The organism is Sphingomonas sp. CFBP 13714, from assembly GCF_014842205.1.
Lineage (GTDB): Bacteria > Pseudomonadota > Alphaproteobacteria > Sphingomonadales > Sphingomonadaceae > Sphingomonas > Sphingomonas aerolata.
In genome coordinates, this window is sequence record NZ_JACYVG010000005.1 from 87,230 (window position 1) to 112,490 (window position 25,261).

21 protein-coding genes are annotated in these 25,261 nt (G+C 64.6%); 16 read left to right on the plus strand and 5 right to left on the minus strand.

The window, feature by feature from the left end; all coding sequences use genetic code 11:
* Position 1 precedes the first annotated feature (1 nt).
* From IFT54_RS12500 to pcaDC, 14 genes are all read left to right on the plus strand, one after another.
* Entirely contained in the window at positions 2 to 634 is a 633-nt protein-coding gene (locus IFT54_RS12500; protein WP_031441472.1) for a gluconate 2-dehydrogenase subunit 3 family protein, read from the plus strand.
* Positions 631 to 2,316 carry an FAD-dependent oxidoreductase gene (locus IFT54_RS12505; RefSeq protein ID WP_192070885.1) on the plus strand — a complete coding sequence of 562 codons (1,686 nt, stop codon included), beginning with the start codon at positions 631 to 633 and terminating at the stop codon, positions 2,314 to 2,316. Before IFT54_RS12500 ends, IFT54_RS12505 begins: the two co-directional genes overlap by 4 nt.
* Positions 2,317 to 2,318: 2 nt before the next feature.
* On the plus strand, positions 2,319 to 3,758 hold the full coding sequence (locus tag IFT54_RS12510) for an MFS transporter (RefSeq protein ID WP_192070886.1): 1,440 nt from the start codon (positions 2,319 to 2,321) through the stop codon (positions 3,756 to 3,758).
* Positions 3,759 to 3,768: 10 nt separating this feature from the next.
* Positions 3,769 to 4,731 carry a fumarylacetoacetate hydrolase family protein gene (locus IFT54_RS12515; RefSeq protein WP_192070887.1) on the plus strand — a complete coding sequence of 321 codons (963 nt, stop codon included), beginning with the start codon at positions 3,769 to 3,771 and terminating at the stop codon, positions 4,729 to 4,731.
* A 103-nt stretch (positions 4,732 to 4,834) separates the two neighbouring features.
* Positions 4,835 to 6,016, plus strand: coding sequence for an MFS transporter (locus IFT54_RS12520; protein ID WP_244648926.1), 1,182 nt, complete (start codon positions 4,835 to 4,837; stop codon positions 6,014 to 6,016).
* Positions 6,017 to 6,042: 26 nt separating this feature from the next.
* Positions 6,043 to 7,065: a sugar phosphate isomerase/epimerase family protein gene (locus tag IFT54_RS12525; RefSeq protein WP_192070889.1), complete on the plus strand. Its 1,023-nt coding sequence runs from the start codon at positions 6,043 to 6,045 to the stop codon at positions 7,063 to 7,065.
* Between the two features lie 11 nt (positions 7,066 to 7,076).
* Positions 7,077 to 7,469, plus strand: coding sequence for a C-glycoside deglycosidase beta subunit domain-containing protein (locus IFT54_RS12530; protein ID WP_192070890.1), 393 nt, complete (start codon positions 7,077 to 7,079; stop codon positions 7,467 to 7,469).
* 27 nt (positions 7,470 to 7,496) lie between these two features.
* Positions 7,497 to 8,678, plus strand: a complete 1,182-nt coding sequence (gene pobA / locus IFT54_RS12535; protein ID WP_192070891.1) for a 4-hydroxybenzoate 3-monooxygenase — start codon at positions 7,497 to 7,499, stop codon at positions 8,676 to 8,678.
* Complete coding sequence (locus IFT54_RS12540; RefSeq protein ID WP_192070892.1) at positions 8,675 to 9,385, plus strand: CoA transferase subunit A; 711 nt, start codon at positions 8,675 to 8,677, stop codon at positions 9,383 to 9,385. The genes pobA and IFT54_RS12540 overlap by 4 nt, the downstream gene beginning before the upstream one ends.
* A complete protein-coding gene (locus IFT54_RS12545; RefSeq protein WP_197984665.1) occupies positions 9,382 to 10,062 on the plus strand; it encodes a 3-oxoacid CoA-transferase subunit B in 681 nt (226 codons plus the stop codon). The genes IFT54_RS12540 and IFT54_RS12545 overlap by 4 nt, the downstream gene beginning before the upstream one ends.
* A complete protein-coding gene (pcaH, locus tag IFT54_RS12550) occupies positions 10,059 to 10,766 on the plus strand; it encodes a protocatechuate 3,4-dioxygenase subunit beta (protein WP_192070893.1) in 708 nt (235 codons plus the stop codon). Before IFT54_RS12545 ends, pcaH begins: the two co-directional genes overlap by 4 nt.
* Positions 10,756 to 11,481: a protocatechuate 3,4-dioxygenase subunit alpha gene (pcaG, locus tag IFT54_RS12555; protein WP_192070894.1), complete on the plus strand. Its 726-nt coding sequence runs from the start codon at positions 10,756 to 10,758 to the stop codon at positions 11,479 to 11,481. The genes pcaH and pcaG overlap by 11 nt, the downstream gene beginning before the upstream one ends.
* Positions 11,482 to 11,529: 48 nt before the next feature.
* Complete coding sequence (locus IFT54_RS12560; protein ID WP_244648928.1) at positions 11,530 to 12,630, plus strand: lyase family protein; 1,101 nt, start codon at positions 11,530 to 11,532, stop codon at positions 12,628 to 12,630.
* A 4-nt stretch (positions 12,631 to 12,634) separates the two neighbouring features.
* Positions 12,635 to 13,813, plus strand: a complete 1,179-nt coding sequence (gene pcaDC, locus IFT54_RS12565) for a bifunctional 3-oxoadipate enol-lactonase/4-carboxymuconolactone decarboxylase PcaDC (protein WP_192070896.1) — start codon at positions 12,635 to 12,637, stop codon at positions 13,811 to 13,813.
* 472 nt (positions 13,814 to 14,285) lie between these two features.
* On the opposite strand, the gene IFT54_RS12570 is transcribed toward pcaDC, so the two are convergent.
* The 3 genes from IFT54_RS12570 to IFT54_RS12580 all read right to left on the minus strand — a co-directional run bounded on the left by IFT54_RS12570 (position 14,286) and on the right by IFT54_RS12580 (position 19,847).
* On the minus strand, positions 14,286 to 15,920 hold the full coding sequence (locus tag IFT54_RS12570; RefSeq protein ID WP_244648930.1) for an amidohydrolase: 1,635 nt from the start codon (positions 15,918 to 15,920) through the stop codon (positions 14,286 to 14,288).
* Between the two features lie 52 nt (positions 15,921 to 15,972).
* Positions 15,973 to 19,089, minus strand: coding sequence for a TonB-dependent receptor plug domain-containing protein (locus tag IFT54_RS12575; protein ID WP_244648933.1), 3,117 nt, complete (start codon positions 19,087 to 19,089; stop codon positions 15,973 to 15,975).
* 260 nt (positions 19,090 to 19,349) lie between these two features.
* Positions 19,350 to 19,847 (minus strand): Lrp/AsnC family transcriptional regulator, encoded by a 498-nt coding sequence (locus IFT54_RS12580; protein ID WP_342211172.1) that lies wholly within the window; start codon positions 19,845 to 19,847, stop codon positions 19,350 to 19,352.
* 116 nt (positions 19,848 to 19,963) lie between these two features.
* On the opposite strand from IFT54_RS12580, the gene IFT54_RS12585 reads away from it, so the two are divergent.
* Entirely contained in the window at positions 19,964 to 22,429 is a 2,466-nt protein-coding gene (locus IFT54_RS12585; protein ID WP_192070897.1) for a zinc-dependent metalloprotease, read from the plus strand.
* A gap of 129 nt (positions 22,430 to 22,558) precedes the next feature.
* On the opposite strand, the gene IFT54_RS12590 is transcribed toward IFT54_RS12585, so the two are convergent.
* Both IFT54_RS12590 and IFT54_RS12595 read right to left on the minus strand, forming a co-directional pair.
* The gene (locus IFT54_RS12590) at positions 22,559 to 23,659 is read right to left on the minus strand and encodes an ATP-binding protein (protein WP_192070898.1); all 1,101 of its coding nucleotides are present in this window, start codon (positions 23,657 to 23,659) and stop codon (positions 22,559 to 22,561) included.
* A 151-nt stretch (positions 23,660 to 23,810) separates the two neighbouring features.
* Positions 23,811 to 24,359 (minus strand): TetR/AcrR family transcriptional regulator, encoded by a 549-nt coding sequence (locus tag IFT54_RS12595; RefSeq protein ID WP_192070899.1) that lies wholly within the window; start codon positions 24,357 to 24,359, stop codon positions 23,811 to 23,813.
* Positions 24,360 to 24,445: 86 nt separating this feature from the next.
* Here IFT54_RS12595 and IFT54_RS12600 point away from each other — a divergent pair, with 86 nt between their 5' ends.
* A complete protein-coding gene (locus IFT54_RS12600) occupies positions 24,446 to 25,120 on the plus strand; it encodes a DUF1349 domain-containing protein (protein ID WP_197984666.1) in 675 nt (224 codons plus the stop codon).
* The last annotated feature ends 141 nt before the right edge of the window (positions 25,121 to 25,261 follow it).

A 25,261-nucleotide genomic window follows, 5' to 3' on the forward strand; every position in this document is an offset into this window, starting at 1 on the left:
CGTGGCGGATAACGGGCTCGGCGAGTTCGATAGGCGGTCCGCGATCGGCGGCGGGCTCGTGCTCGCCGCCCTCGTCGGGACACCACTGTGGATCTGGGGCAAAGCCCGTCAGGGCGAGAAGGGGGAGGCGACCGAGGACCAGCGCCGGATGATCGACACCGTCTCCGATCTCGTCATTCCGCGCACGGACACGCCAGGTGCGTCCGACGTCGGCGTTGGGGACTTCGTCGTTTTGGCGCTTAATCACGGACTCGACGGGACGCGCGAACCCGCATCCGGTGCCGCGATCCAGGGTGGTGGTCCCGCACCCACGCCACGGGGCGGATTATATCTGCTCGACGATCTCGCGATCATGCTGCGGATCAAGGCGGGGGGCGATTTCAACCAGGCGACACCCGCTGCCCAACGCGCTGCGCTGACGGCGATAGACACACGCGCGTTCGCGCCGGGCAACGACAAGGATCCCTGGCACAAGATCAAGGACCTGATCTTGACGGGATACTACACGTCGGAAGCGGGCGGTTCGAAGGAGCTCCAGTATGAACTGGTTCCTGGACGCTGGGATCCCGACGTGCCGTTGAAGCCGTCGGATCGGGCCTTTTCAAGCGACTGGACAGCGGTGGAGTTCGGATGATGCAGGAATTCGACGCCATCGTGGTCGGGTCAGGAATAACCGGTGGCTGGTCGGCCAAGGAACTGACGCAGGCGGGGCTGAAGGTCCTGATGATCGAGCGTGGCCGCGATATCGAGCACAGCACCGGGTACAAAACCGAGACACTGGCACCCTGGGAACTCCCGTTCCGCGGGATGGGCGATGCCGAACGCTATTGGGCGGAGTATCCGGTTCAGTCGATGAACCGGCATTTCACCGAGTTCACCGAACATCATTTCGTCAACGACCGCGAGAATCCCTACGCCGTTCCCGCCGGCAAGGACTTCAACTGGTGGCGGTCGTACCAGATGGGCGGACGGTCGCTGACGTGGGGCCGACAATGCTATCGCTGGTCGGACTATGATTTTGGCGCGAACAAGGCCGACGGGCACGGCCTCGACTGGCCGATCCGCTATGCCGATCTCGCGCCCTGGTATGACCGGGTCGAGGACTTCATCGGCGTATCCGGTGCGGCCGAAGGGCTGGCGGTTCTGCCGGACGGACGTTTCCAGCCGCCGATGGCGCTCAACGCGGTCGAGCAGCATTGCCGCGACGTGTTCATGAACACGTTTCCCGATCGTCGGCTGACAGTCGGCCGAACCGCCAATCTGACCGAAGCGAAGGAAGGGCGGTCGAAGTGCCAGTATCGCTCGATCTGCGCGCGTGGCTGTTCCTACGGCGCCTATTTCTCCACGCAGAGTTCGACGTTGCCAGCCGCCAAGGCCACCGGCAATCTGACGGTCATCACCGACAGCGTCGTCGAGGGCGTTGATCACGACCCGGTAACGGGACGCGCAACGGGCGTGCGGTATCTTGACGTCAAGACCGGCAAACGCGGTACGGCGACGGCCCGCCTCGTGTTCCTCAATGCCGGTGCATTCAATTCGAACCATATCCTGCTGCGGTCGACCTCCGAACGCTTCCCCAATGGGCTCGCCAACAGCTCGGGCGTGCTCGGCACGCACATCATGGATCACGCGACCACACTGTCGGGCATCGCGGCCATGCCGGGTTTCGAAACGCATACCAGCTACGGTAACCGCCCGACCGGGATCGTGGTGCCCCGGTTCCGCAATCTGGACCAACAGGACGGTGCCGGCTTCACGCGGGGCTACAGCTTCCAGGGCGGCGCGCTGCAGAGCACATGGACGGCCGGTAAACGGGCGGCAGGGCTCGGCGTGGACTACAAGGAGTCGTTGCGGCATCCGGGACCCTGGCGGATGATCTTCGTCACCTTCGCCGAGAGCCTGCCACGCGCCAGCAACCGCCTCACCCTCGACCGCGTGAAGACCGATCCGCACGGTGCCCCGGTGTTGAACATCGCGTTCGAACACGGCGCGAACGAACATGCCGCGCTTGCCGATGCCAAGGGCCAGGCCAAGGTCATGCTCGAGGCTGCAGGCGGTCATGTCTTCCTCGGCTTCGATCAGCCAGGCGCGGGCGGGTCGGCGATCCACGAGATGGGTGGAGCGCGGATGGGGAACGACCCGGCCCGGTCCGTCCTCGACAAGTGGAACCGTGCGCATGACGTACCAAACCTGTTCGTGACGGACGGCGCAGCAATGAGTTCGTCCGCCTGCCAGAACCCGTCGTTGACCTACATGGCCTTGACGGCGCGCGCCTGTGCCAACGCGGTATCGATGCTTCGAGAAGGCACGATCTAGCCATGACGACCGTGGCGAGCGCACGCGATCAGGCGTCATCGCTCGCGCCGCGCGCCCGCACGCTGGCCTTCGCGACGCTGACGGTGGCATTCGTGATGGACGTGCTCGACAGCACGATCGTCAATATCGCGATTCCCGCGATCCGTGCCGACCTCGGCGCCGGACCGGTTGCGGTGCAATGGATGGTGGCCGGATATTCGATGGCCTTCGCAATGCTGCTCATCAGCGGCGGCCGCATGGGAGATGTCTTTGGCTATCGCCGGATGTTCATCGGCGGCATGTTGGGCTTCACGCTCGCATCCTTGTTGTGCGGCGTTGCACCCACGCCGACCGCGCTGATCGTGGCGCGTCTGGTACAGGGGGCGACCGCGGCGTGCATGGGGCCGCAAGTTCTTGCTTTGGTCCAGCTCCTCTATCCTCCGCATGAGAGAGTTGCGGCGCTGTCGTTCTTCGGCGTACTTGGCGGGCTGACCGCGGTATTGGGACCGGTGATCGGCGGCGCATTGATCGAGGCAAACATCGCGGGCCTCGGTTGGCGGGCGATCTTCCTAATCAACCTTCCGATCGGTGCGGGCGGCATTGTCGCGGCTTGGTATCTCCTGCCCGGCGGACGCTCGCCTGACCCTCTGCGCATCGACTGGGCGGGGAACGCGCTCGTAGTCGCCCTGCTGTTTGCGCTCGTCTTTCCGCTTATCGAGGCGCGCGCGCTCGACTGGCCATGGTGGTGCTTCGGACTGTTCGCGACGACCGTGCCGCTCGGGGTGGTGCTGTGGTGGCATCTGCGCCGGCAGACTGTGCGCACTGGCTCGGCCTTGTTGGATCCGGCGATGTTCCAGGATCGCAGCTTCTCCAACGGCCTGCTGACGTCGCTCGTCTTCGCTGTGGCGGGGGGAGGGTTCCTGCTGGTGTTGACGCTGGTACTGCAGGTCGGGCTCGGCCTTGACCCGCTGTCGGCCGGATTGCTGCACATTCCATTCGCGGTCGGCGTGGGGCTGGGGATCAGCCTGCTCGGTCGCCGTATCCTGCCACGTCTGGGCCGTTCGGTGCTGGCGGTCGGTTCCGGGGCAATGGCGCTGGGGGTGGCCGGGGTGACGGTGACCGTGGCAACCAGCGGCAGCGTGCCGCTGATCGGTGTTGCACTCCTGATCGCCGGTCTCGGCATGGGAACCTGTGCGGGGCCGCTGTCGCCGATCGCGCTCGCGCGGGTGGACACGCGTCATGCCGGCGCTGCAGGCGGTGCGCTGAAGACGGTCCAGCAACTGGGAAACGCCGGCGGTGCCGCAACGGTCGGAACGCTGTTCCTCGTCATGGCCGGCGGGGCGACGTCCGCGCCCGAGACACGTGCCGCGCTCATCCCAACAGCGATCAGCATATGTCTCCTGCTGTTCTGCGTCGCCGTGCTCAGCCGACGGTTTCCCCAGCGCCTATTCGACACCGATTGAGAGGATCAAGATGCGGTTTGCGACTCTGAATGACGGCAGCCGCGACGGCAGGCTGGCCGTCGTCTCGATCGACCACGCCAGAGCGCTGCTGGTGGAAGGCGTCGCTACGCTTCAGGTGCTGCTCGACGATTGGGATTATCTAATCCCCGTGTGCCGTGCGGCTCAGCAGCGAGTGGAAGCAGGGCAGGGGGAAGCTTTCGATCCGTCTGCCGCGATGGCACCACTGCCACGCGCCTGGCAATGGCTGGACGGGTCCGCCTACCCGTCGCACGGCGAACTGATGGATCAGGTCCTAGGTATCGTTCCGGAGAAAACCGGGCGGCCTCTGATGTATCAGGGACTGTCCGACCATTTCCTGTCTGGTCACGAGGATGTCGCATTTCCCGACCTTTCGCACGGCATCGATTTCGAGGGCGAGTTCGGGGTCGTTCTCGGCAATGTCGCGGTCGGCACACCAGTCGAGGAGTGTGCAAGAGCGATCCGGCTCGTCGTCCAGATCAACGACTGGTCGTTGCGCGCGCTGGCAGGCCCCGAAATGAAGACCGGGTTCGGCTGGATACAAGCCAAGCCGGCGTGCAGCATGGCGCCGGTCGCGCTGACGCCCGACGCGCTTGGAACGGCATGGACCGAAGGCGGCGTGGATCTGATACTCGAAGTCGATTGGAACGGTCGCTCGTTCGGACGCGCGCAAGGCGGGGCGATGGCGTGGAGTTTCGCTCAGCTGATTGCGCATGCCGCTGCTACCCGAAAGTTGCCGGCGGGGACGATCATAGGATCGGGCACCGTCTCCAACGTGAATTTCCGGGACGTCGGTTCGTCCTGTATTGCGGAGCGCCGCGGTATCGAGATCGTCGATACCGGCACCGCGACCACCGGCTTCATGACGTTCGGTGACCGGGTCCGCATGGAGGCACGTGCCAGAGACGGAGCGCCGCTGTTCGGTGCGATCGACCAGCGGGTCGTACAGGCTTGACAGCCCGATCAATAACTAGAATGCTAGTTCTATTAAAGCCGTGGCGAAACATGGCGGGAGAGGCGAAATGCGTTCGATACTGGATTCGATACGACGGTTAACGATGGTGCCTCAGGGCATCACCATCGTCACGGCGGCTTTCCTGCCGATCTTCGCCATCGTATCGATGTTTCCGGCGGTTCCGTCGATCATCGACCATTTCTCGGCCGACCCCGACGCACGGTGGAAGGTGCCGCTGATGGTGTCGGCGCCTGGCCTGACCATCGCACTGATCGCGCCGTTTGCAGGGTTCTTCATCGACAAGTTCGGGCGGCGGCCTTTGCTGATCTGGGCGACGTTCTTCTACGGCATCTTCGGCACCGCGCCTTTCTTTCTCGACAGCCTGAACGCCGTGTTCGCCTCGCGCCTGCTGCTCGGGGTTGCGGAGGCGGCGATTCTGACGATCGTCAACACGCTGCTCGGCGATTACTGGGATGACCGCGGGCGCCGCGACTGGCTGTTGTTGCAAGGCCTCGCCGGGCCGCTGATGGCATCGGGCGTCATCCTATTGTCGGGTGCAGCCAGCGGCGTGCGGTGGAACGGGATCTTCCTCGTCTACCTGGTCGCCTTTCCGATTTTCCTCGCGATGCTCGCCTTTCTGTTCGAGCCAAAGAAGGATGGCGCGACCGTCAAGGAGATCGTCGCTGCGCCCGATATCTCTACGCCGTTTCCGTGGGCTGTGATTGCACTGATCGGCGGCGTGACCCTGCTGGCCTCGGCACTCTACTACGTCTTCATCATCAACGGCGGCCTCGCATTCCGCGAAGTGGGCGTACAGGACGGCGCCCGGCTTGGTCAGTTGACCGCGATCCCCAGCCTCTTCGTCGTGCTCGGCTCGGTCATCTTTAGAGTGATGAGCGGCCGCTCCAATGCGGTGCAGATCGGTACGCTGTTCCTGCTGGTCGGCGTAGGACTGGCGGGTATCGGCTTGGCGGTCGACTATCGCTGGATGATTGCCGGGTTGGTGATCCAGCAGACCGGCGTCGGCATGGCGGTCCCGGTTCTGATCGCCTGGGCCAGCTCGAAGCTCACCTTCGAACATCGCGGCCGCGGGATGGGTATCTGGACCGCCTGCTTCTTCTTCGGCCAGTTCTCCAGTCCCTGGTTCGTTCACAAGCTCAACGACGCCTTCGGCACGATGCAATCGGCTTTCCTCGCGATGGGGGTTCTCGGCATCGTCGTTGCGCTGATCGCCTTCGTCGCCAGCCGTCGCACGCCATCAGCCCTTACCGCCGCCACGGCCTGACCCTTTAGACTGAAACGAGATGCAGCATGACCGGAACTATAAAGCGAGGCGTCAGCCTCTACAGCTTCCAGAACGAGACGTTCCTCGGCAAGATGACCTTAGAGGACTGTATCCGGACCTGCGCGGAAATGGGCGCGACCGGAATCGAGGTCATCGGCGAACAGACATTCTGGGGGTGGCCCGAACAGCCCGTTCCGGAGAACAAGATCACCGACTGGCATGCCCTGATGACGAAGTACGGGACAGTGCCCGTCGCGCATGATGCGATGCTCGACTATAAGCGCTACAACGGCCGCGTCATGGCGCTTGACGAGCAGGTCGCCAGCATGAATCGTGATATCGATTTCGCCGCGGCGCTCGGTATGACCTTCGTCAGGTCGCTGGTCTCGGTGTCTCCTGAGGTGCTTGTTGCCAGTGCGCCTCATGCCGAGGAGAAGGGCATTAAGATCCTCCTCGAGGTGCACGCGCCTCTGCACTTCGATCATCCCTGGATCGTCCGGCATGCCGAGGCGTACGAGAAATCGGGCAGCGGCGCGCTGGGTTTCCTGCCCGACATGGGCATGTTCCTGCATCGCTTCCCGCCCGTCTGGAAGGAGCGCTTCATCCGTAACGGCGCGCCGCGTCACATCGCCGATTACATCGAAAAGGCATATGAGGACCGTACGCTCAGCGAATACATCGTGATGAACGTGCGCGAGATGGGTGGCGAGGGGGCCGCGATGGCGATGGCCGAGACGCTGCGTCACAACGCAGCCTACGAACCCAAGCGCATGCTCGATTTCATGGGACGCATCCACAACGTCCACGGCAAGTTCTACGAGATGACCGAGGACCTTGTGGAACCGTCGATCCCCTATGACGAGATCGTCCAGGTTCTCAAGCAAGGCGGATACTCCGGCTACATCTGCTCCGAATACGAAGGCAATCGCTGGATCGAAGACGCTCATTCGGTCGAGTCCGTCGAGCAGGTCCGCCGCCAGCAGGCGATGCTTGTCCGGCTGATCGACGAGCCCGTCGCGACGACCAATTCCTCCGCACGCGCAGCCTGAAGGTAGATACGATGTTCGATCAACACATGATCTGCGAAGACACAGTCGCAAACGTCGCGGAAAACGGCGCGGCTATCGGCTTCTCGTTCGGCGCAAGACTGCCCTATTACCGGGGCCTGGGCCTCTCGATGATCGAAGACGTCGCAGTGACGCTGGACGGCGAAGCGATACCGCGGGAAGCGGTGCGGTTGACGCTCCGCGGCCGCACCTGGACGCTCGACGAGATGGAGAACGAGCATGGCGACCGCTGGAATTTCGGCGAGGTCGCCACGGTGACAGTGCTGAAGGACGGTGGACTGTCGGCAGGCGAGCATCGGCTGGAACTCGCGGAACGGATGCGGATCTCGTACCTGCCGTTCGTACCGACGACGCGGTGCGTGAAGACCATCTCGCTGGCCGCCTGACGGGGCCCGACGACAGGATCGACAGGCATGCGTACCCAGATTGCCATCATCGGCGCCGGCCCCGCCGGCATGTTTCTCGCGCATCTTCTCCGCTTGCAGGGCATCGACGCCGTCGTCGTCGAACGGCGGGACCGCGCGTATGTGGAAGGGCGTGTCCGCGCAGGCGTGCTCGAACAGGTCACGACGGATCTGATGCGTCAGCTCGGACTGGCCGACAGGCTGGGCCGGGAAGGCCTTGTTCACGGTGGCACGAATTTGTCGCTTGATGGCCGGATGTTCCATATCGACATGGCAGCGCTGACCGGTGGTTCGACAGTCACCGTCTATGGCCAGCAAGAGGTGATGCGCGACCTGTTTGACGCGGCGGAATCACGCGGCCTGTCGATCGTCTGGAACGCGAGCGATGTCGCACTGCATGATCTGGATGGCGCGCGTCCTGCGGTAACCTGGTCGCTGCATGGCTGTGAGCAGCGGCTCGACTGCGATTACATCGTCGGCTGCGACGGCTATCATGGCGTAAGTCGCGGCGCGATCCCGGTGGACGTGATCAAGACGTTCGAGCGGGCCTATCCCTTTGGATGGCTTGGCATTCTCGCCGACGTGCCGCCGGTCGATCACGAACTTATCTATGCGAACCATGAACGCGGTTTCGCACTCGCATCGATGCGTTCGACCACGCGCAGCCGCTATTATGTGCAGTGCGCGCTCAACGATGACATCGCCAACTGGTCTGACGACCGGTTCTGGGATGAACTATGCTTGCGCCTCGGCCCTGAAGTCGGTGCGAAGGTGACGCGGGGGCCGTCGTTCGAGAAGGCTATCGCGCCTCTGCGATCGTTCGTCAGCGAGCCGATGCGGTGGGGAAGATTGTTCCTTGCAGGCGATGCAGCGCATATCGTCCCGCCAACCGGGGCGAAGGGCATGAACCTGGCGGTATCGGACGTGACGATGCTCGCCGAGGCACTGGTCGAGAAATACAAGGATCGATCGGACGCCGGCATCGACGGCTACTCGGCGCGCGCGCTAGCCCGGGTCTGGAAGGCCGAGCGGTTCTCGTGGTGGTTTACGTCCGTCACGCACCGGTTTCCGGCGATGGACGGATTCGATCGCCGGATCCAGATCGCCGAACTCGATTACATTCGCGGCTCCGAGGCGGCGCAGCGGTCGCTCGCGGAGAATTATGTCGGACTTCCCCTGGGGGCAGCATGAAGAGCAAGATCTACGACAGCCCTGCGAACGCGCTCGAAGGCGTGCTGTTCGACGGCATGACCGTCATGTCGGGCGGCTTCGGGCTGTCTGGCAACCCCGAAAGCCTGATCCCCGAAATTCGCGCAGCAGGCGTTACGGGACTGACCGTCATTTCCAACAATGCGGGGGCGGACGGGTTCGGCCTGTGGATGCTGCTGGAAAGTCGCCAGATTGCAAAGATGATCTCGTCCTATGTCGGTGAGAACAAGCTGTTCGAGCAGCAATATCTCAGCGGTGAGCTGGAACTCGAACTGACGCCGCAGGGGACGCTTGCCGAGCGTATCCGCGCGGGCGGTGCGGGCATTCCGGCGTTCTATACCAAGACCGGTGTCGGCACGGTCGTCGCGAAAGGTAAGCCGGTCGAGACCTTCGACGGCGAGGACTATGTGCGGGAGACGTGGCTAAAGGCAGACCTGTCGATCATCAAGGCGTGGCGTGCCGACCCGGCCGGCAATCTAATGTTCCGCAAGACCGCGCGCAACTTCAACCCGAACATGGCGACCGCGGGCAAGGTGACGGTGGTAGAGGTCGAGGAGATCGTCGAGGCAGGCGCGTTCGATCCCGACTGCATCCACGTTCCCGGCATCTATGTCGACCGCATCGTGCCGTCCACGATCAACGAGAAGCGCATCGAGAAGCTTACCGAGCGCCACCGGGAGACGACATGATGGCCGACCAAACCAAAGGCTGGACCAGGGAGCAGATGGCCGCGCGCGCGGCGCATGAATTGCAGGACGGCTTCTACGTCAATCTTGGCATCGGCATTCCGACGCTGGTCGCGAACTATATTCCGGACGGCGTGAACGTCACGCTGCAGTCGGAAAACGGCATGCTGGGCATGGGACCATTCCCCTTCGAGGGTGAGGCCGATCCCGACCTGATCAACGCGGGCAAGCAAACGATCACGGCGCTGCCGACGTCGAGCTTCTTCTCCAGCGCGGACAGCTTTGCGATGATCCGCGGCGGGCATATCGACATGGCGGTGCTTGGTGCGATGGAGGTCGCCGCCAACGGCGACATCGCAAACTGGACGATCCCCGGGAAGATGGTGAAGGGGATGGGGGGCGCGATGGACCTGGTCGCCGGTGTCCGTAAGGTCGTGGTGGTGATGGATCACGCCAACAAGGCGGGCGAACCCAAGATCCTGGAGGCGTGTACGCTGCCGCTCACCGGCAAGGGCGTGGTCGATCTGATCATTACCGACCTGTGCGTGCTCGCCTGCGACAAGCAGGCGGGCGGCCTGACGCTGGTGGAACTGGCGCCGGGCGTGACGCTGGCGGAGGTGCGGACGAAGACGGGTGCGGCATTCGACGCGCGCGCCTTCGCGCAGGAGAGCGCGGCGTGATCGCCTATTCGCCTGACGAGGCGGGGCTGTCGCCCTCGCTGCATCCCGACTATCGCTCGAGCGTCGATCGCAGCCCGCGCCAGCCTCTGATCGCGATTCCACCGACACTGACCGAGACGACCGGTCCCAGCGCATGGGACCGCCTGATGGTAGGGCCCTCGGGAATTGATCTTACAGCGCAACATCCGGGCGTACCGCAAGGTCAGCGAATCATCGTCTCCGGGCGCGTGCTGGACGATCGCGCACGCCCGGTGGCCAACACCGTCATCGAGATCTGGCAGGCCAATGCGGCGGGCCGCTATATTCATTCCGCAGACACTTGGGACGCACCGCTCGACCCGAACTTCACCGGGGCCGGGCGGGTCGTCACCGATGCCGACGGGCGATACAGCTATGTCACGATACGGCCCGGTGCCTATCCGTGGGGCAATCACAAGAATGCGTGGCGGCCGGCGCACATTCACCTGTCGCTGCTGGGCCCTGCGTTTGCGACGCGGCTCGTGACGCAGATGTATTTCCCGGACGATCCGCTGGTCGAGATCGATCCGATCGCCAACGCCATACCGATGCCCGCCCGGCAGCGGATGGTCGGCCGCTTCGATATCAAGAGCACGAAGCCCGCCTGGGCGCTCGGCTATCTGTTCGACATCGTTCTGAAGGGGCGCGACGAGACGCCGTTCGAGGATGTCGACCATGACCATTGAGATCGCCCCGGGGATCGCCCCGGGAATCGCCGTCGAGGACCGGGAGGCCGCACCGCGGATGGATAACCAGGATCCGGCGATTTTCGGGCACACCCCGTGGCAGACGGTCGGGCCCTTCTTCCATTACGGCCTGCCATGGAAAGGCGGTGCCGATCTCGTCGGCAAATCGGACATGGGCGCCCGCACCGATCTGTTCGGTGAGGAGCATTATGTCCTCAACCTGTCGTCGCCGACCGGCACGCCCGAGGGGGAGGTGATCGAGATCGCGGGGCAGGTGTTTGACGCGAAGGGCGTGCCGATCCTCGATGCGATGATCGAGATCTGGCAGGCCAATGCCGCGGGCCGCTATGCGAGCGTTGAGGATCGACGGGAGACGGTGCCGATCGACCCCCATTTCATTGGCTTCGGCCGCGCGTCTGTTGATCAGGACGGGGTCTACCGGTTTCGCACCATTCGACCGGGGCGCGTGCCGGGACCCGGCAACACGCTGCAGGCGCCCCATCTCGCTGTGTCTGTCTTCGGGCGGGGTATCATCAAACGGCTCGCGACGCGGCTGTATTTCGCTGATGGCGATGGCAATGACGAGGATCCGGTGCTCACCGCGGTTCCGGCAGACCGTCGCAATACGCTGATGGCTAACCGGCGAGACGGCGGGCGTTGGTGGTTCGACATCCGGTTGCAAGGCGATGCCGAAACCGTTTTCTTTGCGGTATGATGGCGGATGACTGATCGCCTCCGCATGCGGCCTGCAACGACCCCTGCGATGCTGGCCGTCTTCGACGACGACGCCACCATCGCTCACGCACTCGCATTCGAAGGCGCTTTGGCGAAAGCACAGGCGGCGGAAGGAGTGATCTCGGACGAGCTAGCGGTGGCAATTGTCGACGCCTGCATGACGGTGGTGATCAATTCTGCGAAATTGGCCGAGGAAGCGGCGCTGGCTGGCACGTTGGCGATACCCCTCGTCACGCGCTTACGTGCCGCATTGGATGGTGATGCCGGGAAAGCGGTCCATAAGGGTGCGACCAGCCAGGATGTCGCCGATACCGTATTGATGATGCAGACGCGGAGAGCGACCGACCTGGTACTCCTTGACCTCGACCGCATCGTCGATGCGCTTGGTCGTTTGGCCCTGCGTCACGCTGAGACACCGGCGGTCGGCCGCACGTTGTTGCAGGATGCGTTACCCGTCGCGTTCGGTCTGCGGATCGCGCACTGGGCGGCCAGCGTCGCCGATGCTGCTCAGCGGCTGCGGCGCGACGTCGAGGACCATGCGCGAATTCAGCTTGGAGGCGCCGCGGGTGCGCGGGCGGGGCTCGATGGCGCGGGTCTGGCCATTGCATCGATCATGGCCAGCGATCTCGGCCTGGCTGTCAGCGAGCCATGGCATGCGCGCCGCATCGGCATTGCCGCCATCGGCACGAGCCTGGCCATAGCGACTGGCGCAATCGGCAAGATGGCGCGCGACATAGCGCTGTTGTCGCAAAACACTGTTGGGGAGGCGCGTGAACCGGCCGTTGCGGGTCGCGGTGGATCATCGGCCATGGCGCACAAGCGCAACCCGACCGGTTGCCAGATCGCGCTGTCGGCAGCGCTCCGTGTACCGGGTTTGGCCGCGACCCTGCTTGTCGGACTGCCGCAGGAGGAAGAGCGCGGGCTTGGCGGCTGGCAGGCGGAGGGACCGGTACTCGCGGACCTGTTCCTGCTCGCGGCCGGCGCGGCCGATGCAATGGCTAGCGTCGCCGAAGGTTTGGAGATCGACGAAGACGCGATCGCGCGCAACCTGTGTGATGCCGATATCGGTATCGATATCGGCGAAAGCGGGGCCATTGTCCGCGCGCTTGTCGCCAGAGACGAAGGATAACTTCATGCCATTCGCAATCCGTGACGACGTGCGCCTTTACTGGAAGCTCGACGGAGCCTCCGACCTGCCCGTGCTCGTCCTGCTTAATTCGATCGGCACGGACATGGCGTTGTGGGAGACCAGCGTCCCGCATCTGCTGCCCGCCTTCCGGCTCCTGCGGATCGACACGCGCGGGCACGGCGCATCAGACGCACCTGATGGTGACTATAGCCTCGCGATGCTGGCCGACGATGTCGTCGCAGTGATGGACGCTGCGGGGGTACAGACCGCAGCCGTTGCCGGCGTGTCGCTCGGCGGAATGATCGCAATGGAAGTGGCACTGGCGTACCCGACGCGAATTACCGCGCTCGCGCTCGTCTGCACGTCGGCGACGATGAACGCTGGCGCATGGCGTGACCGGATCGAGCTCGTACGCGCAGAGGGTACGGCAGCAATCGCCGATATGGCCATGGGCCGGTTCCTGTCGCCGCGTTTCGTGGCGACGCACGGTGGCGCGGCCGAAAGCGTGCGGCAGGGGCTGATCGCGATGGCCGATGCCGGCTATGCGGGTTGCGGTGCAGCGATCCGTGATATGGCGCTGATCGAGCGGTTGCCGGCGATCGATATGCCGACGCTCGTCGTCGCAGGCGATCGCGACATCTCGACGCCGTTTGCGGGGCACGGCGAACGCATCGTGGCAGCGGTTCCCGGCGCACGGGTGGTGCATCTCGACGCCGCACATCTCGCACCAATTGAGACACCCGCTGTGCTCGCAGTAACGCTTCGCGATTTCCTGAAACCGGCCGATACCCACGATGCCGCAAACACATTGTTCGAGGCGGGGCTGCTCAATCGGCGCCGGGTACTCGGCGATGCGTGGGTCGACGCGTCGCTGGCCGGGCGGACTGACTTCACAGCCGATTTCCAGGCGATGATCACCCGGATCGCCTGGAATGAAATTTGGGGCCGGCCGGGCCTCGATGACCGCAGCCGTAGGTTCATCGTGCTTGCCATCACTGTGGCACTCGGTCGTTGGGAGGAGTTCGCGCTTCACGTTCGCACCGGATTGATGCGTGACGGCTTCACCCGTGAGGAACTCAAGGAAGTGCTGATGCAATCGGCCATCTATGCTGGCGTGCCCGCGGCAAATACCGCCTTCGCCGAAGCGGGCAAGATCATTGCCGAGCTCGATTCTGACAGTTGAAATATGAAGGACACGACGCTCGGCTGGCGGTTCGTCAACCCGCCTTGACGACGGCGCGGGCACGATGAAATAGGGCCGCAGAGCTCTGGCGCGGCGATGAACGAATGGCCAAAATTGGGAATGGGGAAGGGCGCTTTGAATGACCGGTTATGGGTCATCTGGAAGATCTCGCGAGGAGGCGCACGCCGCCGAGAACGCCCCCCTAAGGTAAGACGACGAAATCGCCCCTCGGCAGGCGTCTGGACCCGTCCGTCCGGCAGGATTCCCGTCGACAGCTCTCGGTCCTTTCAGGGTGTGTAGTCGGCAACTTGGCCACGCGTGCGATCGACGTGGCAAGGCATGCATTTGTCGCGGCGAGGATCTGGTAGAATACGTGGCGGCCAACATCGCCCGGCAGTGTCTGCTCATTGGGAAGACGATGGTGACAGAGCAGCTTGCGCCGTCACCATCGCCCCGAGCCTGGTGACGGTCGTCAGTCGGACGTCGGCGCCGCAGCCGCGAGCGCCGGATATTTGATGCCGAGCTGATCGAGATAGGTCGGGTATTTGGCCGGGTCGTAGTAGAATTTCTTCATCGCCGGGCGCATCCGCTCCATGATCTCCGTGTTCAAGTGAATGGCGGGCGGGTCGTTGGCGGTGACGACGGGGTCGTATTTCTGGTCCTTGAACTGCACGGTCTGCTGGAACGCCTTGGCGTCGGTAACGAGCTGCGGCGTCGTCATGATGTCGAGCACGGTCATCGACACCGCCTTCGCGCCCGCCACCGCGCCCTTGTGCGCGATCGGCGTGGCCATCGCGATCGCCGACAGCACGTTGTGGCCGATCATGCTGGGGATGTTGGAGGGATAGCGCACCGTGATCGTCGGCACGGTCCACATGATGTCGCCGATATCGTCCGATCCGCCGCCGAGCGAGCGTTCGCGGTTGGCCGGCGTCGACAGTTCGGCGACCGTGCTGGGCAGCGGTTTGACGGTTCGCTTGTTGGTCTGCTGCACCGTCCTGGCGAAGGCCTGGTCGTCGGCGCTCCAGCTTGGCATGCCGACCGCGCTGATATTGGCATAGGCGGCCTCCGCCAGCGGCTTGTTGCCGTAATTGGGCGCGGCATAGCCGAGCAGCTTGTGTTCGACGGTGGTGCCGGTCGCCTTGGCGGCCGCATCGGCGATCTCGTTGCCGGTCGTGTAGAGATCGCGGACGCTGCCGAAATCCAGGTCGCGGAAATAATACCAGACGCTGGCGAGGTCGGGGACGATGTTGGGCTGCCCGCCGCCATTGGTGATGACGTAGTGCGAGCGCTGCGTGACGGGCAGGTGCTCGCGGCGCATGTTCCAGGCGACGTCCATCACCTCGACCCCGTCGAGCGCGCTGCGCCCCTCCCACGGCATCCCCGCCGCATGTGCGGTCTTGCCGTGGAAAGTGTATTCGGCGGACACCAGCGCGTTGTTGCCGCTATTGCCCCAGCCGGTGCTGAAATCGCTGCTGACATGCGCGAAGATCGACATGTCCACGCCCTTGAACAGGCCTTCGCGGACATACCAGGCCTTGGTCGCGAGCAGTTCCTCGGCGACCCCGGGCCACAGCATCAGCCGGCCCGGGATCCGGTTCTTCACCATCACGTCCTTTGCCGCGATCGCGGCGGCGATCATCATCGGCATGCCCGAATTATGCCCTTCGCCATGGCCCGGTGCGCCCGCGATCATCGGTTTCAGCGTCGGCGAGCCGGGATATTGCGACAGGCCGAGCAGTCCGTCGACGTCGCTGCCGAGCGCGACCAGCGGTCCGCCGGTGCCCCAGGTCGCGGTCCAGGCGGTCGGGATGCCCGCGACGCCCCGGGTGATGGTGAAGCCCTCCTTCTTCAGGATGCCGGTCAGATATTCCATCGTCTGGAATTCCTGGAAGCCCGGTTCGGCGAAACTGAAGAGGGAATCGACCATCTGCTGGATCAGCCTGGCATGCGCCTCGACATCGGCGACCGCCTGTTTCTTCAAGGCGTCGCGATCGATGCCTGTTGCGGCGGTGGAGGCCTGGATCGGGGCGGGTTCGGCGGTCGCGGCGGTGCTGCACAGGGCGGCGGCGATCAGCGCGGTAATCATCGGGCGGGTATCGGCCATGTCGTTATCTCCTGAACGGTGATGTCGTAGGGGTGGGAGAGGGCGCGTGCCCTCAGAGGCCAATCCGCACGCCCATCCGGAACACGCGGCCGAGCACGTCGTAGAGCGCGCGATTGGTCTGTGGATAAGCGGGGGTGTTGTTGCCGGTCGGCCCGTTGGCGACGAGCACCGGATCGCTGTTCAGTACGTTGCGGATCGACAGGAAGACCTGTGCCTTCGCCCCGCCGGTCTCGAACGCGTAGCTTGCGTTCACGTCGTAGAAGAACTGCCCGTCGATCCGGTTCATGTTGACCGTGCGGTAATCGGCGGTCGAGAGCGGGCAGTCGGTGGAGCAGACGACGTAGTTGTTGTTGTACACCCCGCCGCTGACGCCGCGGGCGATGCCTTGGACGCTGAACCCGGAATCGAGATCGTAGCCAGCGGTGAAGCGATAGGTCCAGTCGGGCAGGCCACCGGTGTTCTGACCCGCCAGATCGGTGGTCGCGGTCACGCCGTTGTTGCTGGTCATCTCGAATGCGTAGCTGGCCAGCGCGCGCAGCGTCATCGTGCCGGGACCGACCTGCCGGCGATAGCTCGACTCGATATCGAAGCCGCGCGTTTTCACGCTGACGAAGTTGGTCGGCTTCACCTCGATGCTCGTTACCGGCAGCCCCAGAGCGGTCGCGCCGCGACCCCCGGTCGTCGAGATGAACGAGCATGCATCGGCAATGCCCTGCTGATAGCATTGGTCGACGATCGTCTGCGCGAGCAGCGAGTCGATCGCCCCGTCGAGCTTGATGTCGTAATAGTCCACCGAGGCGGCGAAGCCCGGCAGGAAGGTCGGCGTCAGCACCACGCCTGCGCCATAGGTCTTGGCGATTTCGGGGCGCAGGTCGGGATTGCCGACGGTGGATTCGTTGAACTGGTTGGCCGCAATGCTGCCGTTGACCTGCGGCACGTTGACGGTGTTGGTGCGACCCGTGCCGGGCGCGAACAGTTCGCTGAGATTGGGCGCACGGATATCGCGCGAGATCGTGCCGCGCAGCTTGATGTCCGGGATGACCTGCCAGGTCAGGCCGGTTTTCCACGTCTCGACGGTGCCCGAGGTCGAATAGTCGGTGAAGCGGAACGCGCCGTTGAAATCCATGCCCTTGAAGATCGGGACGACCGATTCGAGATAGGCTTCCTTGACGGTGTACCGGCCCTTGGTCGGCAGGTAGTTGCCGTAGATCCAGGTGCCGGTGGTGACGCCGTTGGCGACGATCGGCTGGTAGAGCTGGTCGACCGATCCGGTGACCGATTCCTTGCGGGACTCCGCGCCGAACGCCACCGAGATCGGCCCTGCCCACAGATCGACTAGGCTGTTGGTCGAAAAGTTGATCGCTGCGACCTCCTGCTTCAACGCCTGTTTCCGCAGCGGCTGGCGGCCATTGTAGAGGACATAGGCGATCGCCTCGGGCGAGGCGCCGTTGGTGCCGAGCCGGTTGAGCGGCGCGCAGGACGGGTCGTTGTTGCCCGCATTCGCATCGACATTGATCCGGCACACGATTGTGCCGGGAGCGTAGCCGCCGCTGTTGCCCGCTACCGCAACGACCGCGTCGGTCGCCGCCGCCATCCGCGAGACGTTCCAGGCGTTGGTCAGCCGCTCGTTCGTCTTCGTCTTGCCGAGCTGGTAATAGCCGCCCCATTTCCAGTCGATCGTGCCGGTCGAGAAGGCCCCGTCGGCGCCGGCGACGTAGCGGAACACCTGCCGCTCATTGTCGCTGCCCTGCGGCGGCAGGAAGACGTTGCTGGTGCCGATCTGGATCGAGCTGAGGTTGTTCGCGGCCATCGCCGCGCGCGTCGCATCGGGCAGATAGGCGTTGTCGCGCTGGATCGTCACGCCGGTGGTCGGCGTCTGCTGATAATAGCTCTGGCCGCGATAGTTGCTGTACGAGAACTGGCCGTAGAGTTCGACCAGTGGCGACACCTCGTAGCTCAGCCGGCCGAAGACGCTGCTGCGCTTTTCCTCGGGCTGCAACGTCGCGCTGCTGCGATGGCCGGCGGTGGTGATGTCGGTGTCGCCGCCGACCATCCACTGGCCGCTGGTGGCGCCGAAGTTCAGCTGGTTGACGCTCGCCTTGCCGGTCGCGGGATCGACCGAGCCGAAATAGGTGCCGCGCAACGGGCCGGTGCTGACGAGCCCGCCCGGCGTGAACTGGCCCGTGCCGATGCCCGATGCGATCAGGAATTCATTGACGCAGGGCGTGTTCAGCGACGCGGCGTCGGTGCACCGTGCCGCGGAATAGGCAGGGTTGTTCGCCAGAAAATAGCCGCTGTCATTCCAATCGCGGTCGATCGTCTGGATGCCCTTTTGCGAGAAATGTTCGCCCGACACGATCAGATGGCCGCGCCCGTCCGCGAACGCCTTGCCGCCGGTCGCCGTCACCTTGTGGTTCGGCGCGTCGCCATAGGTGGTGACGCCGTGCTCATACTCCATCTTGAAACCGGTATAGTCGCGGTCGAGGATGAAGTTGATGACACCCGACACCGCGTCCGAGCCATAGGCGGACGAGGCGCCGCCGGTCACGACCTCGACCCGCTCGATCAGCGCCTGGGGGAAGGTGTTGACGTCGACCTGGCCGGTGGTGGTCGAGGCGACCGAGCGCTGGCCGTCGAAGAGCACGAGCGTGCGGTTCGCGCCGAGGTTGCGCAGATTGACCGAGTTGATGCCGGCGGCCCCGTTGCTGAGCGAGCCGTTGCTGCTGGCCGAGGTGCCGCTGCCGCGCACCGCGGGCAGCGTGTTGACGAAATCGGAGATGTTGGCGGGCGCTTCCGCCTTGAGTTCCTTGGCCGTGATGACGCTAACGGGGGTGGGGGCGCTATAGCCGTCGCGTTCGATCCGCGATCCCGTGACGACGATGGTGTCGTCCCCGGGCACGACGTCGCCGGTGACGGGATCAGTCGCGAGTTCGGGCTTGCCGCCGGGGACGTTCGTCGTCTCCTGATCCGTCGGGGCGGATTTAGCCGGGCCACGTTCGGTCTGGAGACCAGTATCGGGCGGGCCTGCGACCGCCCGGGCGGACGCCGTCTGCGTGGCGAGGCACAGCGCCAGCACGCCCACGCTGACGAGGCTGGCGGATTTCAAACGCTTGGTCGGCCGGGCGCGCATCGAGAAGGCGCCGGCGTCGGCGCCATACAGAACAGTCATGGAGAGCCCCCTTCAGGTGATCGGGTGCCGTCCAGATATCCCCTCGTTTATCGTTTTCGCTGGTTCCTGCCTGTTGGACTCGATGGCCGGGTATCCCGGTCCTGTTCCGACCCGGAGACTAGCAGATGCCGCCTGCCGCTTCCTCGCAATCTGGAGATGAAATCTATGTTACTTTTGCGGAATCGGCGACGTTTTGAGCAATCATTGATGTTTTGCGGCGTGCCGGATATTATTAAGTTGTGATTTCGGCGCGTTGAACGTCACCTTTGATCGTTGACCGCCGCCGGCGCGACCGAGCGCTGCGCGACCTCGCGCATCAGAAAGCTGCTGCGGATCCGGGCGACATGCGGCAGCATCGACAGTTCGCGGCGATAGACACGGTCGTAATCCTCGAACGACCGGACATGGACGATCATGATGAAGTCGACCTCGCCCGACACGAAGCTGCAGAACGACATCGACGGACACAGGATCACCGCGGATTCGAATTCGTTCAGCACGTGTTCGGCCTGCGAACTGAGCTCGATCGAGACCATCGCGGTAATGCTGAACCCCAGCTTCGCCATGTCGAGCTTCGCGGTGTAGCCCGCGACGACGCCGTTTTCCTCCAGAATCTTGCGACGCCGAGCGGTCGCGGTGCTCGAGAGATGGATGCGCTCGCCCAGCATCACGTCGGATGCGCGGCCATCGCGGATCAGTTCGCGCAGAAGCCGGTAATCGGTAGGATCGACAAGATTGTTTTCGGTTTCGTGCATCATTTACCCCGATTATTGCCGAATTACGTCACCCAAGCTTCGAAAATGCGCAATATCACCGGATACCGCAACCTGGATCATGCTAGTTTGCTGCATGGCAGCAATTGGGGGACGAGGCGATGCGCGGGATCATCTGGGGTACGACGGTCGGGCTGGTGGCCGCAGCGAGCGGGGGCGGACCCGTTGCAGCGCAGCAGGTCGCGCGGGCGGCGACGCAGGCGGCGCTGCTGCCGGTCAGGGCGTTGCCGGCCGAGGGACGTATCCTCGTCACGCTGCCCGCCGCCGATGCGGACGGAGCGTCGGGACAGTTCCTCTACGCGACCTCGCTCCGGACGGGTATCGGCTCGGCCAATCTGCGGCTCGACCGCGGGATGCTGGGGCCCGAACACATCGTCGCGTTCCGGCGGATCGGCAAGAAGGTCGCGGTGACGTTCGAAAACCACCAGTTTCGCGCGACCGGTGATGCCGGCGTCGCGGCGGGCGGGCGTACCAGCTTTCCGACGAGCATCATGGCGATGCTCGACATCGTCGCGACCGAAGCCGATGGCGGCGTGACGGTCGACATCGCCCCGTTCCTGACGCGCGACACGCTGGGCATCACCGAGTCGCTGAACGCGAGCTGGGCGATGGCCGGCGCGGGCGGCGGATCGGCGGCGGGCAAGGGGTTCCGCCTCGTCGATGCGCTCAGCGTCGCGGATGCCGGCTCGGTCAAGGTCTTCCCCGACAATATCGAGGTCGACGCGCTGCAGACCTATCAGACCGATACGCCGGGCCGCGAGGTGGAACGCATCGCCGCCGAGCCGCGGCAGATCGGTTTCACCGTCCACCACAGCTTCGTCCGGCTGCCTGCGCCCGGCTTCGTCTCGCGCAAGTTCGACATCCGGTCGGCAGCGGGGGGTAACCAATATTACGACTATGGGACGCCGCTGGGCGAGGATGTCGTCCAGCAGTTCGCCAACCGGTTCCGGCTGGAAAAGGTCGATCCGGCCGCCGCCCGCTCCCGCGTCAAGAAGCCGATCATCTTCTACATCGACCGCGCCGCGCCCGAGCCGATCCGCACCGCATTGCTGGAAGGGGTCAATTACTGGGCGACCGCGTTCGACAAGGCCGGGCTGATCGACGCGTTCCGGGCGGAGATCCTGCCTGCCGGTGCCGATCCGCTCGACGTGCGGTATAGCATGGTCAACTGGTCGAACCGGCTGACGCGCGGCTGGTCCTATGGCGGCGGCATCGTCGATCCGCGGACCGGCGAGATCATCAAGGGCAATGTCGTGATCGGCGCGCTGCGCGTGCGGCAGGACATGGCGATCTTCGAGGGGCTGGTCGGCGCCGCGCAGACCAACAGCGGCAGCGGCAATGATCCGGTCAGGGCGTCGCTCGACAGGATCCGCCAACTCGGCGCGCATGAGGTCGGCCATGCGATCGGCTTCATGCACAATTTCGCGGGCAGCACGCAGGACCGGACGACGGTGATGGATTATCCCGGACCGCGCATCAAGCTGACCGATGGCCGCATCGACCTGTCGGACGCCTATGCGAAGGGCGGGGGTGTGTGGGACGACTTCACCGTCGACTGGCTGTATGCCGATGCCGCGCCCGGTACCAATCCGGACGTGGCCGCGCGGGCCAAGGCGCTCGCGATCCAGGCGAAGGGCGTCCGCTTCATCACCGACATCGACGGCCGCGCGTCGGATACGCCCAGCCCCTGGGGCAGCATGTGGGATGACGGCCCCGATCCGGTCGCCTCGCTCAACCACATGATGGCGGTCCGCCGCATCGCGATCGCGCAGTTCGGTCCCGGCGTGTTGCGCAGTGGCGAGGCGTTGTCCGATCTGCGGCGCAAGTTCGTGCCTGTGTGGCTGCTGCATCGCTACGATATCGACGCGGTGGGTAAGCTGGTCGGCGGCATCGACTATGCCTATGCGGTCGCGGGCGATAATCATCCGGCCGCCGCGCCGGTTGCCGCCGCCACGCAAGACGCGGCGCTCGCCGCCTTGCTGGCGACGCTTTCGACCGATGCGCTGACCGTGCCTGCGACGCTGGTGATGCCGCTGTCGTCGCCGATGAACGGCCGCAGCGACGTGCAGTTCGATCAGGAAGTGTTCCGCAATGCGGGGGCCGCCGCGTTCGACCCGCTGGTCGCGGCCGATGTCGCCGCGCAGGTGACGCTGGATTCGCTGCTGGCACCGGCGCGGCTGGCGCGGGTGTACGAACAGCATCGCCGCGACCCGGGAATGCCCGGCGTCGACACGCTGCTCGACAGGCTGATCGCCGCCACCGTCGCGGCACGGCGTGACGCGGTTGGTCGCCGGGTGGCCTATCGGACGATCATGACGCTGGCCGCCACGGCGCGCGACGATGCGACGTCGCCCGACGTCGCGGCGCTGCTCGGCGATCGGCTGCGCGGGATCGCGACGCGACTGGCCAAGGCCGGCAGCGACGAGGATGGCGCGTGGAGCCGCCACGTCGCGCTGCTCCTGACCGACGAGGACCGGCTGACGCGCGAACTCGACAAGCGCCGCGCCGTGCCGACGATTCCGCCGGGCATGCCGATCGGTGGCGATACGGGCTGGTTCGACGATTGAGCGATCCTATCATGCCGGATTGAGATGAACGAATGTCGGAAGTCGGGAGGTAGAACGAGCGCTTTGGACGACCGCTTGTGGGTCTGGCCGGAAGCATGGGCCGGTACTTCCGCCCCGTAGCTGATGTTCTCAGCTAAGCTCCCCTGGCGGCTCGAGCCTCCATTTGGCAGCAAGCATCGCTTGCAAGAGATCGACGTAGCTCCAGTCGATGGCGCGGGCGGCGATGGCCGAGAGGCAATCTTGATCTTCGCGCCCCGGGCGGCCCGGCCCGGTCATGTTGGGCTTCATGTTGAGGTCGAACAATTTGAACAGACCATGACGATCGGCCCGGCAATCGATCCGGATCGCGGTGCGCGCGTCGACCAGCGCGGCTGCCGAGACGCAGCTTTCGATCATCGCCACGATGGCCGGATCGAGTAGTCGCTCCGGGGCGATTGCGATGCTGTTGGCGGTCACCGGAACGTCGCCATTATAAGGTGCTACTCCGCCGCGCTGATCGAAGCGGTACACGGGCGGCAAGGCCCAGTGCGTCGGTGCCCGCGAACCATCCGGGCACGGGGACGCGGGCGGCATGAGGGTGACGGTCATCTCGTCACCATCGAGAAATTCTTCCACCATCAGCATGTCGCCAAAGGTGGCGGCTGCGATCAACGCAGTCGCGGCATCGCGCAGGGCACCGAGGCTCTCCACCAGGGTCACGCCCTGGCTACCACGGCCACGCACCGGTTTGACGATCATCGGAAAGGACATGCCGCGGGTAGTGCACGCGTCCTCGACGTCGGCGAGCGCGCAGACATTCTCCTTCGCCGTGCCGGACAGCAGAAACGATCGTGCTACCGGCAGGCCAGCCTTGGCAAGAAGGTGGTTGGTCTCGAACTTGTCGTCGAACGCCTGCATCGCCGCGGGAAGCTGCCCGACGATGTCGAAGTCGACCATCGCCGTCTCGAGCGGATGTCCTTCGAACAGGACCGTGTTCGCCCACAGGACCGATGCGCCGGCAGCGCCTGCGCTTCGGATGCCCTCGGCCGTGTCCGGGAATACCCAGTCGAGTGCCTTGGAAGGGTCTGGCGCGGAGGCGGGTGTGACAACGTTCACGCCTGCACTCCGCAAGGCGAAAGCAATGTCGGCGCCGCCATCAGAATATCCGCCCGGCTTCGCGTCCTTTCGCAGCCCGTCGATCAGCGGTGGTGGAAGCGCTTGGTAGAGAAGGGCGACCGGCGCTGTTTTCATGGATATTCTCCTACGGACCGCGCATTAGCCCGGAGTGGCGCGCGCATAAAAGGGGCACCGAATGCGGTCATGCGGCAGTGATACCTCATGCATCGGCTTGACCCTGACCGTCGCGCCATTTGCGCTGGGGTACCCGGATGGATCGGACCGGCTAACACCCGGCAATCCGCTGGACGATGGTCTTGATCGCATCGCGCTCTAGGGGGGCGCGGTCGATCGAATTGTGGATGCCGATACCTTCGATCAGCGCGTCAAGCGCGCGCGCCGTGAGCGGGTCGAAGAAGCGGCCCAGGGCGCCTCGACTGCTGTCCATCCAATGTTGCATGACCGCGCTGACCGGTGGGTGCCGGGCCGCGAAGGCGTAGAGTTCGTAGCTCAACAACAACGTGCGCGGTTCCGCCCAGACCTGGTTGGCTATGATGTCGATGACTGCCGTACACGCCTCTGCGCGGTCCGTCGCGGACTCCAGGCGCTCGCGGAACGCCGCAGAGGATTCCGCCGCCAGTTGCAGGAAGGCAGCCGTGAGCAGGTCCTCCAGGGTCGCAAAATAATAGGTGACCGATCCCAGCGGCACCTGCGCCGCCTCGGCGATGCGGCGATGAGTCGTTGCCGCGGTTCCAAGCTCGGCAATGACTCCTAGCGTCGCATCGACGATGCGCTGCCGCCGTGTCGGATCGTTGCGCCGGGACTGTTGGGTCATCGCCTCTTTACCTCGATCTCGGCATGTGTACATATGTACATAATATCGAGGGTTATTGGAAGGTAGCGGCTATGATGGAGGACCAGGTGAGCAGGCGGACGGTAATCGGTGGTGCCGCAGCGCTTGCGATCGCGGGAAATGCCGGCGTCGCGACCGCGCAGGGCTCGGCAATCTCGGCGCTTGGGCGCCGTGACGGTCGCTGGCTGAATGCGCCCAAGGCCTGGAAGGCCGCACCCGGCGGAGACCTTACGCTCGTCACCGACAAGGGCAGCGATTTCTGGCGCGAGACGCATTACGGCTTTATCCGGGGCAGCGGTCATTTCCTCGGCTTCACCGCGCCTGCCGCGTTCACCGCCCAACTGCGCATTCGCGGCCAGTATCAGAAACTCTACGATCAGGCCGGCATCATGGTGCGGGTCGACGAAGGACGCTGGGTCAAGGCGGGGATCGAGTTGTCCGACGGGCGCGCCATGCTGAGCAGCGTGCTGACCGACGGAAAGTCCGACTGGGCAACCGGCCCCTATGAGCATGACGCGCAGGATTTCTGGATGCGCGCGACGGTCGCCAAGGGCGTTCTGCGGTTGCAGGTCTCAGCGGACGGCAAGACGTGGCCTTTGGTCAGACTGGCACCCTTTCCGATCGCCCCCGCCTATCAGGTTGGACCGATGGCCTGCACGCCGGAACGTGCCGGACTGGACGTGCATTTCTCGGACCTGAGCATCACAGCCCCGTTGGGCAAGGACCTTCACGACCTGAGTTGATCGCGCGCCGCTGGGTGGCTCGACCGCTATAACCGCGCATCGACAGCTACCGTGATCGCGAAAAAGGCCTGCCCGCCTGAACGGTGCGCGACAACCATCCGTGCCGGTGACGCCTCGGTCCTCCCGTGGCCATCGCCGATC